10 protein-coding genes, 3 tRNA genes and 3 pseudogenes are annotated in these 11,861 nt (G+C 61.2%); 10 read left to right on the forward strand and 6 right to left on the reverse strand.

Translation table 11 applies throughout. The features are described from left to right. Nucleotides 1–252 precede the first annotated feature (252 nt). Nucleotides 253–1,221, forward strand: coding sequence for a toll/interleukin-1 receptor domain-containing protein (locus tag H0V78_11810; GenBank protein ID MBA2352433.1), 969 nt, complete (start codon nucleotides 253–255; stop codon nucleotides 1,219–1,221). A gap of 130 nt (nucleotides 1,222–1,351) precedes the next feature. Here the strand turns inward: H0V78_11810 and H0V78_11815 are convergent, their stop codons facing one another. After that, entirely contained in the window at nucleotides 1,352–2,857 is a 1,506-nt protein-coding gene (locus H0V78_11815) for a hypothetical protein (protein ID MBA2352434.1), read from the reverse strand. A 24-nt stretch (nucleotides 2,858–2,881) separates the two neighbouring features. On the opposite strand from H0V78_11815, the gene H0V78_11820 reads away from it, so the two are divergent. From H0V78_11820 to H0V78_11835, 4 genes are all read left to right on the forward strand, one after another. Continuing rightward, nucleotides 2,882–3,079 (forward strand): hypothetical protein, encoded by a 198-nt coding sequence (locus tag H0V78_11820; protein MBA2352435.1) that lies wholly within the window; start codon nucleotides 2,882–2,884, stop codon nucleotides 3,077–3,079. 31 nt (nucleotides 3,080–3,110) lie between these two features. Next, nucleotides 3,111–3,521: a DUF2384 domain-containing protein gene (locus tag H0V78_11825; GenBank protein ID MBA2352436.1), complete on the forward strand. Its 411-nt coding sequence runs from the start codon at nucleotides 3,111–3,113 to the stop codon at nucleotides 3,519–3,521. A 103-nt stretch (nucleotides 3,522–3,624) separates the two neighbouring features. After that, nucleotides 3,625–4,227 (forward strand): RES family NAD+ phosphorylase, encoded by a 603-nt coding sequence (locus tag H0V78_11830; protein MBA2352437.1) that lies wholly within the window; start codon nucleotides 3,625–3,627, stop codon nucleotides 4,225–4,227. 130 nt (nucleotides 4,228–4,357) lie between these two features. Next, a complete protein-coding gene (locus H0V78_11835) occupies nucleotides 4,358–4,810 on the forward strand; it encodes a DUF2214 family protein (GenBank protein ID MBA2352438.1) in 453 nt (150 codons plus the stop codon). A gap of 177 nt (nucleotides 4,811–4,987) precedes the next feature. Here the strand turns inward: H0V78_11835 and H0V78_11840 are convergent. From H0V78_11840 to H0V78_11860, 5 genes and pseudogenes are all read right to left on the reverse strand, one after another. Next, nucleotides 4,988–5,472: pseudogene (locus tag H0V78_11840) on the reverse strand (VOC family protein). A gap of 105 nt (nucleotides 5,473–5,577) precedes the next feature. Further along, nucleotides 5,578–6,283 (reverse strand): annotated as a pseudogene (locus H0V78_11845) (DUF899 family protein). A gap of 515 nt (nucleotides 6,284–6,798) precedes the next feature. Then, nucleotides 6,799–8,052 (reverse strand): RNA polymerase sigma factor, encoded by a 1,254-nt coding sequence (locus tag H0V78_11850; GenBank protein ID MBA2352439.1) that lies wholly within the window; start codon nucleotides 8,050–8,052, stop codon nucleotides 6,799–6,801. Between the two features lie 127 nt (nucleotides 8,053–8,179). Further along, the gene (locus H0V78_11855; protein ID MBA2352440.1) at nucleotides 8,180–8,800 is read right to left on the reverse strand and encodes a glutathione S-transferase N-terminal domain-containing protein; all 621 of its coding nucleotides are present in this window, start codon (nucleotides 8,798–8,800) and stop codon (nucleotides 8,180–8,182) included. A 12-nt stretch (nucleotides 8,801–8,812) separates the two neighbouring features. Beyond that, nucleotides 8,813–9,748: a DMT family transporter gene (locus H0V78_11860; protein ID MBA2352441.1), complete on the reverse strand. Its 936-nt coding sequence runs from the start codon at nucleotides 9,746–9,748 to the stop codon at nucleotides 8,813–8,815. Nucleotides 9,749–9,839: 91 nt separating this feature from the next. Between H0V78_11860 and H0V78_11865 the strand changes: the two are divergent. From H0V78_11865 to H0V78_11885, 5 genes and pseudogenes are all read left to right on the forward strand, one after another. Then, nucleotides 9,840–10,858 (forward strand): annotated as a pseudogene (locus H0V78_11865) (LysR family transcriptional regulator). A 48-nt stretch (nucleotides 10,859–10,906) separates the two neighbouring features. After that, the gene (locus H0V78_11870; protein ID MBA2352442.1) at nucleotides 10,907–11,302 is read left to right on the forward strand and encodes a CBS domain-containing protein; all 396 of its coding nucleotides are present in this window, start codon (nucleotides 10,907–10,909) and stop codon (nucleotides 11,300–11,302) included. Nucleotides 11,303–11,424: 122 nt separating this feature from the next. Then, nucleotides 11,425–11,509 (forward strand) — tRNA-Tyr (locus tag H0V78_11875). A gap of 139 nt (nucleotides 11,510–11,648) precedes the next feature. Continuing rightward, nucleotides 11,649–11,722, forward strand: a tRNA-Gly gene (locus H0V78_11880). 33 nt (nucleotides 11,723–11,755) lie between these two features. Then, a tRNA-Thr gene (locus H0V78_11885) sits at nucleotides 11,756–11,830 on the forward strand. Nucleotides 11,831–11,861 lie beyond the last annotated feature (31 nt).

The raw sequence follows: 11,861 nt of genomic DNA on the forward strand, positions 1-11,861 counted from the left end.
GACACAGGTAGTTCATCGCTTCCTCCATTGTGATGAAACGGTAACGATTCCTGGTAGTCGTTCGGCGCAGCCGGAAATCGACAATGCAGCAACTATTGGGCAAAAATTGGGAAGGTCGATTTGTAGACCTCAGGGAATTTATGAGGCCAATAAGCTCTGCCTACTATAATGGTTTATGCGATGAGCATTCGGGGGAAGGCCCGGTCTTCCTGGAAGCTTTACGGTAATTTTCCGTCTTGGGAGCGCTTAGACATGCCACTCATCTTTATCAGCTATCGCCGGCAGGACGCGCGGGGTGATGCCGGGAGGCTTGCGGACGACTTGCAGGAAGCGTTCGGCGAGGAACAAGTTTTTCGCGATATTGACGCTATCGAAGCGGGCGTCGATTTCGTCCAGGCGATCGACGAGGCGGTCGGCTCTTCCAAAGTGCTGCTCGCGGTGATCGGTCCGGGATGGGCCACCGAGAGTGAGCGCCGAAGGCTCGATGACCCTAACGATTTTGTACGTCTGGAAATCATTTCCGCGCTCGAGCGAAAAATTCGCGTCATACCGGTGCTGGTCGGAGACGCGAAAATGCCACGGGCGGATGAGTTACCCGCCCCGCTGGCGCCGTTCGCTCGTCATCAGGCGCACGAGGTTTCGGATAAGCGCTGGAAATTCGATATCGAAGCGCTCAGCAAAATTATCGAAAAAGCGGGAGTCAAGCGACGCAACGGAGGCCGCGTCGTAACCGACAGGATTAGCCGCAAAGCCATCTGGGCAAGCGCGCTGCTCGTTTTTGCTCTCGCCGGTTATGCGTCCGGGGTAAAAGACAACCAGGGACTGGGCGCACTGGTCGCGCTGTTACTTGGGGCGTTGGTACTGGGCATCGTCGCCAGCTACGACATTGCCGCGCACCGCGCAACCGGTCGCTGGCTGGCCATCGGCACCATCGCGCTTGCGGGGATCGTGACCCTGGCATTGATCCCCCAATTCAGCCACGTTCCGCCTTTTCACGAAAGCCCGCCCCAACCGGCGCCGCCAGCGCCTGCCCCAATCTCCGCGCCAGTCCAGTCTGGCCTGACCACGGGCGCCGGCAGCTTGACGTGTGGTTGCCACGGCTACGTCGAGTTTGGAACCGTGCGACCAAACGGGCGTTGCGCCAGCGGCTATGAAGTCGTGATGGCGTGCGGATGGGCTTGCGACGCCGGCGGTATGGCATGGGGCGCGCTATGCCAATAATCGATTGAAAGGAAGAAGGGCGGCCAGGCTCGCTTTCCATGCGACGCAGGCCGGGCAGGTCGAGCTTTGTTATGGATATAAATGGCCCTTTCCCCTTCTCTCGCGCTTTTTAACTCCGGCGATGCGCTCGTCAAAAATCGAACTGGCTGCGCAGCGTAATCGCTTCTTCGTCCTGGACGCTGACGCCATTGGAGGTGACGTTCTGTTCGAAATCGGTCTTGACATAGTTCAGGAGAAAACGGGTGTTGGGGTTCACGATCCATTTGAGACCCAGCGTGAAGGCCTCGGCCTCGCTCGAGAATCCCGCGGGAAGCACGCCGGTTCCGACCGCTCTGGTGGCGCGGAAGTCGGAGGCGTCGAATTCACTGTAGCGTAAACCTATTTCCCATGCTCCCCAACCTGGGCTGCCCAGTGCGAAAGTAGCCTTGGGCTTGATGCGATCGAAGCGCCCGCCTCTGTACGAATCGGCGTAGTTCTCGCCCGTGATCAGCCAGAGCACGCTCGCGTAGTACGCGTCGATCTCACTGTCGAAACCGGTTCCCGCGAGGCTGGCGCCCTCCAGATTCGCTCTCGCGTACTCGCCTTGCAGCTTGACGGGACCCAGAGCCAATACCGTTTCAAAGGCGCCCCGCGTTCTTTCAATTTCGCCGGTCGTGGTATTGAACGCATTCGGGTTAAAGAACGTCAGGCCGCGGCCTTCGGTGCGCTGGCTCGCTGGATCCAGGGTGCCGGACACATCGCCATTGGAAAATGAACCGCCGACGTGATAAACGGCATTCTTCTGACCGATGAACTCGGCGATATTCGCGGTCAGCCGGCCGATCACGTCGACGCCATCGGCATCGCCATCGACGTCATTGTTGTTCTGACCTTCGCCGGTCGTCACTGCAATGCCGTAGTTGAGCCCCTTTAGGGGTTCTCCGAAAACCATGGCGCCGCGTTCCCGGCCGGGCGTCAAATTCTGGTTGTTCACGAATGAGCGTTCCTGAAAATCAATGAAGCGGGAGCTTGTAAGTTCCTCCAGACTGGTCGGAGTCTTGAACTGACCGAGCCGGATAACCGCGGGTTTCCACCAGGCGATATCGAAGTAGGCGTCCGTCAAAATTGTGCTGGCGCCGAAATCACCTTCGACCACGAAGCTGTAATATTTCAGAAATTTTCCTTTCGCTCCCAACCTCGCGCGGCGCACATCGAACGTGTCGGCAAAAGCGTCGTCATTGCCATCGCTGAAGGCGCGGTAGTCGAGTTGAATCCGCCCGTTGACTGAAATGGATGTTTCTTTGTCGCCCGATTCGAACGTGACTCCGTCCTTATAGCTGGCTTTGAGTTCCTTTTCCGCCGCTTTTTCACGGTCGGCCTGCTCGATCGCGGCTCTCTTTCGCGCTCCGCGCCTTTGCTTATCCTCAATTTCGACCTCCTGCGTCAGCACGTCATATTCTTCTTGCGTCAAAACACCCTTCGCGCGAAGAACCTTCAATAACTCTTCCGCGGTGGATGCATGCGCCGGCATTCCCGCAGCCGCAAATACGGCCGCCACACTCAAGCAAATTGTTTTTAGTCGCACGGACGTCTCCTCTGAAGGCAAATGGAAGAATTGAGACAGACTTGAATCCGCGGACGTCGCGTCCACGGTCACGCCTGACAATGATGGCGGCGGCGTGTGACGCGCGAACTAAATTTTTATGAGGATTTTATGAACGGCGAGATCCGCGTGGAGCGACGACGGCGGACGCAGGGCGAGGAAGAAAAAGCCGCACGCCGTCGCGCGAAACTCAATCCGCTTGCAAACGCAGCCTTGGTTACCACGCCGAAAAATGCGCTTCACACGCGACTTGATTTTAGTTCTAATACGGACTAAAGTATCTGCATAGTTCGTAAAAGGACATAGAATGACAGTCTCTCAAAGATTGCAGTCCAACGCCGGCACTGCGCCGCGCTATTCAGAAGAACTGAAAGCCGAGGCCGGTCTCACCGCTTTTTTTTCCATCGCGGAAGAGATCGGGCTGGATACGGCGCAGCAGCGCAACCTGCTCGGCGAGCCCGGCAGGACGCTTTTTTTCGAGTGGAAGAAAACCAGGCAAGGCAAGCTTTCGCGCGATACGGTCGAGCGCTTGAGTTACCTGATCGGGATTTATAAAGCGCTGGGAATTCTTTTTTCCCGTGAGCGTGTCGCGGAATGGCTGAAAAATCCGAACCACGACCCTTTGTTCGGCGGCAAGTCACCGCTGGATTACATGCTGGCCGGAGGGCTGGTAGCGCTGGCTGACGTGCGCCGCTACCTCGATTGGGCGCGTGGCTGAGTTCGCTGCGCCGCTCGCCCGCTTGCGGGGACCGCAATTTCGCATCATCGCAACCCGTCATCCGCCCGTGGATTTCTTCGAGCGCCACGTGCCCGCGGCGCTCATGGGCGCTCTCTGGGAGCTCGAAAGCCAGACAGATCGGCGCTTGTTCGAGCAGACCGGCGCTCTCGCATCGATCGACCCGGCCGACCGCGTTTCAGGCCCAGGCGCCAGCATCGTGATGGCGGCCTTTACGCATATCGGCCGGGCCACCCGCTTCAGCGACGGCAGCTATGGCGTTTACTACGCCGGCCTGTCGCTGCAAACAGCGATACGCGAAACGGTCCACCATCGTGAATTGATCGCGCGCGATGCCGAACTGCGCGCCGACGAATTCGGAATGCGCGTGTGGAGCGGGCGCGTGCTGAAACCGCTGCACGATATTCGCAACGGCTACGACGAACTTCACGACGCGGCGCCGCGGCCCGAGGATCACCCGGTCGCGCAGGCTTTCGGTAGGCGGCTGCGCACCGCTGGTTCGTGGGGAATCGCGTTTCGCAGCGTGCGTCATGCGGGCGGCTACTGCATCGCCGCGTTGCGCGCGCCGGCCATCTCGTTGCCCACCCAGGGCGCGCATCTGAAATACGTTTGGGATGGAACGCGCATTACTGAAGTCTACGAACGCGGCGAGCCGCTGGTGCGTTTCAGCAGCAGTAGCCCCGCATGAAAACGAAGCGCAATCCGGGAATGGATGGGTTTCCCCGTATTCCGTTTCGCGGGGTCTGGCGGTCTTGTCAGAGCGGAAAAACGATCCTGCCCTTTCTTCTCCCGTGCACCGGAGTTAATCTGAACCTGCAATGAGCGCTTTATTTGCTTTTCTACACCACCTCGCGGCCTTCGCGCTCGTAGCCGCGCTGGCGATCGAATTTGTCCTCCTCAAAGGCGAGTTGACCATGGCCAGCGCGCGTAAAATCGCGCTCGCCGATCTCGCCTTCGGAATTGCGGCAGGCATCGTACTCGCCGTCGGACTGCTTCGGGTTTTCTACTTCGAGAAAGGCGCGGACTATTACGCGCATTCGGCGCCCTTCATCGCCAAAATGGCGCTATTTGCGATCGTCGCCGTGCTCTCGATTTATCCGACGGTGCAGTTTCTGTCGTGGCGCAAAGCATTAAAACAGCGCCAGGTACCTATTGTCGACGAGCGCAAGCTGCATGCGATCCGTTCGATCATTCACTGGGAACTAGCGACGACCGTATTGCTGATTCTGTGCGCCGCGCTGATGGCGCGGGGAATCGCTTATTTCGGATAGGAAAGCGAGCTTGTGCGCATTCAGGCGGGTCAAGCCTGGCCGTAACACGGGCACGGCCTGCCACCGGCGTGCTGTAGCTGAAGTCGTTCGGTTGAGCCGCGCACCGCCAGCCATTAGCAATCACGCGAATCCACGTCGACGAAAAACACGCTGTTCTTCGAGTCGGAATGAACGCGACTACGCGGCCGACCGGCCGTCATAGGCCGTCTGGAGCGTGGCGATGTCGAGCTTCACCACTTGAGCATCGCCTCCATCACTCGCTTCGCCTTATCGCGGTTGGGGTCGGCGACCATGTCCACCAGCACGGTCGGGACGATCTGCCAGGACAGGCCGTAGCGATCCTTGAGCCAGCCGCATTGCTCCGCGCCACCGCCATCGAGAAGTGTGTCCCAGTAGCGATCGACTTCGGCTTGGTCCTTGCAATTCACGACGAATGAGATCGCGTGATTGAACTGATCGAGCGGCCCGGCGCTGATCGCCATGAACTGCTGGCCGAACAGCGTGAAGTCGACCATCGTGACCGATCCAGCCGGGCCGCTCGGCGTCTCGGCCGGGCTCGCCGTCACGCGGTCGACGCGCGAATCGGGAAAGATCGAGGCGTAGAAGCGCGCGGCCTCCTCCGCCTTGTCTGCAAACCACAGATGCGGGGCAATCTTCTGCATGATGTCTACTCTCCTTTCGTCTGCGAGTCAGGGCTTCAGGTCGAACAACACGCGGCCTCTGCCGTCCAACTCTTCTCTCGTGCGTTTAGGAAGCTCTGGAAATAGTCACTTGGCATGCGCCGTCTCCCGTTGCTCATAGTCGAGCTTCGGATACCAGCCGGTGCCACGCCCCTCAGGCGTCATGTCGAGGATGGTCCAGATTGGCATCGGGTCCGGCGCGCCGCGTGGATCCTGCCCTGGGTCGGCGCTTTCCATGCCCATCTCGTCGCCCCAGAAATGGCGGATCGCGCCGCCTTTGCGGGTGAAGACGTTGAAGGCCGCGTTGTCTTCGGCGCTGCCCGGCTTCTCGTGCGCGTAGGCGCGGTTGAAGTCGTTGCTCGCCGACGAATAGAGCTTCAGGTGTCGCCAGCCGCGCTCCTTCTTGAACGCTGTCAGCCGCTCGAGCGGCGAGCGGCCGATCACGGCAAAGGCGACGCGCTGCACGATGTCGGGCATCTCGCCGTCGAGCGCGCTCAGGAACGACGTGCACATCGGGCACGGCCGCTCGCGCTCGGGCCCGAACATCCAGTTGTAGGTGACGAGCGTGTCCTTGTCGCCGAACAGGTCGGAAAGCCGAGCCGTCCCTCGTTCGCCTTCGAAGCGATGGTCCTCGGGTACCTCGCCGCCCGGCGGCAGCGCGCGGCGCTGCGCGGCGACCCGCTCGATATAGCGCCGCCGTGCGCGCCTTGCGGTAGGCCTCGTTCTCGCCGGGGATGCGGCGGTCGTGCTGCGCGAGTCGCTCGGCCGGCTTGAGTCCTTGGTCGTTGGTCATGATCGATCTCCTTTCCAATAGAGGTGGCTGGGGGGCAGCCGCTATGCGGCCAGACTGAATCGAAGATTGACGACGCCATCGGCCAGCGCCACCGGTGCGCACTTCAGGTCGATGCGGTCGTAGTCGAGATGGTCGAAGCGCCGAAGTCCGTCGCCGAGGAGGATCGGCACCAGGCGGACCCGGATCTATTCGCGGGACACGACAGTCGGATGTTCCATTCTGTGTTTTGTCATCGTGATTTCTCCTTTGCAGGTTGTGGGCGGATTTTCTTCGCAGCGCTCCCGGCACGAAGCTTCTTCACGAGCAGCGCCGTAAGCCCGCCCGCCGAGGTTCCGCCGGCGACCAGCAACGCCATGGACGTGAGGCATGCGGGACACATATGTTTCTCCTTTCCAGCGTAGCCGCTGTGTACATCAGGTAGTCGATCGGCGAAACCCGAAATCGACAATGAGTCCGCGGGCGCGACGAAAGACGCGCGGCTGGGTCTTCGGATTCTGATGGGGTAGCGCTGAGTCTCAGTCCGGCAGTTCATGTAGGCGCCGCTCGAGGAAGCGCCGCTCCGGCTCCTGCTGCGCGAGGTCGAGCGCGCGTTGGTACGCAGCTCGCGCTTCCGCGGTCATGCCCAGCCGTCGGCACAGTTCGGCGCGCGCCGAATGCGCCAAGTGGTAATCGCGCAAGTCGCCTCGCGCGACGATGGCATCGATGAGCGCAAGCCCCGCCAATGGGCCGTCGCGCATCGCTACCGCGGCGGCGCGGTTCAGCTCGATCACGGGCGACGGATCGGCGCGCAGCAGTACGTCGTAGAGCCCGACGATCTGCGCCCAGTCGGTCGCGGCGGTATCGGGTGTCTCGGCGTGAACGGCCGCAATCGCCGCCTGCACCGTATACGGTCCGAAGCGGCGCGACGACAACGCCCGTTCCAGCAGCGCCGATCCTTCCGCGATCTGGTCGCGGTCCCAGAGCAAGCGATCCTGGTCGGCCAGCAGCACCAGTTCACCGGTCGGCGTGCTGCGCGCGATCCGTCGCGATTCCTGCAGGAGCATTAACGCCAGCAGGCCCAGCGCTTCGGGTTCGGGCAGCAACTCGACCAGCAGACGCCCCAGCCGGATCGCCTCGCCGGACAGATCATGCCGGGTAAGCGACTCTCCGGATGACGCCGAATAACCTTCGTTGAACACCAGATAGACGACGCGAAGCACGCTGTCGAGACGGTCCGGCAGCTCGTCGTGCGCCGGTACCTGATAAGGAATGCGCGCGTCGCGGATCTTCGACTTTGCCCGCACGATGCGCTGCGCCAAAGTCGGCGCGGCGGTCAGGAACGCGCGTGCGATTTCTTCCGTCGTCAGGCCGCACACCTCGCGCAAGGTGAGCGCAACCTGGGCGTCGGGCTGCAGCGCCGGATGGCAGCAGGTAAAGACGAGCCGCAGCCGGTCGTCCTCGACGCTCTCGTCGTCGTCCCACGCTGGGCTGTCATCGATGATGGCGTCGACCTTCTCGGCGACGTCTTCCAGCGCGTCGAACCGGGCGCGCCGCCGGATGCCGTCGATGGCCTTGAAGCGACCGGCCGAAACCAGCCAAGCACGCGGGTTGGCCGGCACGCCGTCACGCGGCCACTGCTCCAACGCGGCTCTGAAGGCATCGTGCAGCCCCTCCTCGGCGAGGTCAAAGTCGCCGAGGAGGCGGATCAGGGTGGCGAAGACGCGGCGCGACTCCGAGCGGTAGATCGCGTCCACCCGTCCGCGCAGCGCGGTGACCGCGTCTTCTTCCATCGTCTCGTTCATCGCTTCGCCCCTGTAGGTTGCTGTCCGCAAAGACCTGCCAGGAATCATAGCCGTCATTCGCGCTGCCTTCAGCACTTGCAAGCATGCCGTGAAGGTTAATTCGGGCCGAATGGTACTAATCGCGATGCGGCTTCAGGATGCGCAAACCCTGCAAGACGGCGGGACGTGAGTCGATTCGATCGAGCCAGTCCTTCAAGCGCGGATACGCATCGATGTCGATGCCTAGCTCTCCATGCGTGCGCAGCCATGGAAACATCGCGATGTCGGCAATCGAATATTCTTCGCCGGCGATAAACCGGGCTTCCCCAAGACGCCGGTCGATCACGCCATACAGGCGGTTCGTCTCCCGCGTGTAGCGCTCCAGCGCCGGCGGATTCGGTTCCTTTGTTCCGTGTCGAGACCACCAAAGCTGACCGAGCATCGGACCGACGTGTCCGACTTGCATGAACAACCACTGCAGCGCGATGCTGCGTCTGGCCGGATCGGCCGCGAGGAACAGGCCGCTTTTGTCGGCGAGATAAATCAGGATCGCGCCCGACTCGAATATCGCCTGGCCGGTATCGGCATCGGCGATGACCGGAATCTTGTGGTTGGGGCTAAGGGCGACGAATTCGGGCGTGTGCTGCTCGCCTTTGCCCAAGTCGACCGCTTGCACTTCATGCGGCAACGCGGTTTCGCGCAACATGATCGCGGCCTTGTGGCCGTTTGGCGTTGCCGCCGTGTAAAGCGTAATCATGGTGATTCCCTTTCAGAATAATTGAATCAGCGTGACGCCGACCAGCAACGCGGCGACACCGGCCAGGCGCAAGCCCGGAACGGGGCGCTTCGGCAGGCGAAAGCAGCCGTAGCGGTCAACGAATACCGAGGCGACCTGCTGGCCGGCAACGGTCAGGCCGACGGCGGCCGCGGCGCCGATGACCGGGATCGCCGTAAACATCGTTGTCACGTAAGTCGCGCCGGCGAAGCCGCCGAGCCAACCCCACCACGCCATTTGCGCGACGCCGCCGGCGGGCGATTTCGGGGCGTCTTCGACAGTCGTAATGACGAGTTGCACCGCCGCCATCGCCAGTGTTGCGACCAAGAAGCTCACTGTCCCGACCACGAACGGCGCGCCGAGATCGGCTCGCAGCAAAGCGTTGAGCGCGCCCTGCACCGGCAGCACGGCGCCAGCGACGAGCGCGAGCGCCATCCAGCCGAGCTTGCCTTCGATCTGCTGCGATTGCTGCGCCCAACTCGTTCCGGGCTGTCCGAATACGATGCCTGCTGCTCCGAGCACGACCGCAAGCGTGCCGAACAAGGTCGCGGCGTCGAGGGTTTTCGGCGTCAATCCGAACCAGCCAAAACTGTCCAGCGTCAGCGAAGCGAACATCTGGCCGGCGATAAAAAGGCCGACCGTCACCACCGCGCCGAGTCGCGGAAACAGCACGATGGTCGAGACCACGTACAAAGCGCTGGCGACCCCGCCAATCGCATGCCACCACGGCGCGTGGGGCAGCAGCGCCAGCGCGGCAACGGTGCCGGTTAGAACAGCGATCAGCAGCAAGCCCAGGGCGCCAACCGATAGCTGCAGCGCGGTGGCGACAAACGGGCTGCCGGTCGCTTTCGAGAGTTGCGCGTTGGCGCCGGCCTGGACGGCCAACAGCGCGCCGGCCAGCAGCGAAACAATGACGAATAAAGTTTCCATGGTTTGCATCCGCAACATGACGATGCCAATCAAGGTACGTAATGCTTCGCGGCATAGCGATCCCAATTAATCGCATTCTGGATATGCAATGATGCAGGACAGGGATTGGGACGATCTGCGCTATTTCTTGAGCGTGGGCAGACAAGGCTCGCTGTCGGCGGCGTCGAAGCAGCTGAACGTCAATCATTCGACGGTGCTGCGCCGCATCGCCAGCCTCGAACACAAGCTCGGCGTGCGGCTTTTCGAGCGCCATCCGACCGGTTACGTGATGACGCTGGCAGGGGAAGAATTGCGCGCGCGGCTGGCGAACGTGGCGGATCAGATCGAATCGGCGCAGCGGCAGTTGAGCGGCCGCGATATCGCACTATCCGGGTCGATCCGGATTACGACCACGGACACACTGGCGCATGGCTTGCTGACGCCGTATTTCGCGAAATTCCGGCGCGTGCAACCCGGCATTCAGTTGCAACTCACCATGTCGAATGCTTTTTTCAGCCTGAGCAAGCGCGAAGCCGATGTTGCAATCCGGCCCAGCAATACGCCGCCGGAAAATCTGATCGGGCGCCGGGTCGGGCGCATCAGACCGCTGTTTATGGCGCCAGCGCTTATCTGAACCGCAACCGAAAAAGCGGTCTGGCGGAGCAGGATTGGGTAGGATTCGACGAATCGCTGAACCATCTCGCCCAGGCAAAGTGGCTCAAGCGCAACGTCGCGGAAGAGCGCATCGTGTTTCGCGTCGACAGCTTGCTCGGCATGGCCGACGCGGTAGTGCACGGCTTCGGGCTCGGTTTGCTGCTGGTGATACTGGTTGATCGCAGGCGCGGTTTGAAACGGCTCGGCGATCCTATCGCCGAACTCGATACCCAGCTCTGGGTGTTAACCCATCCCGATCTGCGCCGCGTACCGCGTATTCAGGTTTTCACGGATTTTCTTTACGAACAGCTTGTGCAAAGCGAGTATCTGCTCGTCAACGAACCTGTCCGGCGTAGGCTGGCAATCGTGGGCTCGGATAACCTCCGACGCGGAGCGGTAAAATGGACTTCTCTTGCTCCGCGTGATAGGACTTGTTGCACGCATGCGTGGTATGCCCGAGTAATGTGCCGGATGTAGCGAATCCGAGGTGCGAACGTATTCACTTGCAGCAACTGGAGGACAGCCATGATCACCGTTCAGCAATTGCTCGATAGCAAGCCCCATAGCGTAGTAACGATCGCGGAGGAAGTCCCGGTTCAGGAAGCGCTCGAATTGATGGCGCGCCACAAGATCAGCGCACTGCCCGTAGTGAGCGGTTCCCGGCTCGCCGGCATCGTCTCCGAGCGCGACTACATTCGCAAGGCAGTGCCGAAACGCGTCGCGCCCTGGGACATCACGGTCGGGGAGATCATGACGCGCGACGTTTACACCGTCGCCAGAAGCGACTCGATCAACGCCTGCATGGACCTGATGTGCGCGAACCGCATACGCCATCTCCCGGTCATGCACGGCGAGGCATTGGTCGGCATGCTGTCGATTACAGATGTTCTCCGGGCGCTGCGCGGCGCACCGGGCGCTTGAGCCGAAATCAGGGTAGCTGGCCGCGCAGCGTTCGATCCCGAACAGGGCGAGGTGCAGGGACGAAACTTCGCAAGCAGGGTTTGACAGGGCAAGGCAAATTCCAGATAATCACGGGTTTCTCTGGAGGGGTTCCCGAGCGGTCAAAGGGATCAGACTGTAAATCTGACGGCTCTGCCTTCGAAGGTTCGAATCCTTCCCCCTCCACCAGGACCTAAGGGCCGACGCGAAGGCAGGGCCGACGTAACCGCAGCAGGGCTGACGTAACCCGCAGCAGGCTGAAGTAACCCCAGGTTACAGCTTTCCGAATTCCAGAATAAATTCGAGCTTCCGGAAATCGATCGCCGCTGCGGGTGTAGCTCAATGGTAGAGCAGAAGCCTTCCAAGCTTATGACGAGGGTTCGATTCCCTTCACCCGCTCCACCAAGCTACGCGCGCGTGGCACCGGCAGTTCCCGCCCATGTGGCTCAGTGGTAGAGCACTCCCTTGGTAAGGGAGAGGTCACGCGTTCGATCCGCGTCATGGGCACCAGTTTTCAGCATCGGCATAGTCATCCATACAG

It is taken from the genome of Burkholderiales bacterium, assembly GCA_013695435.1.
GTDB lineage: Bacteria > Pseudomonadota > Gammaproteobacteria > Burkholderiales > JACMKV01 > JACMKV01.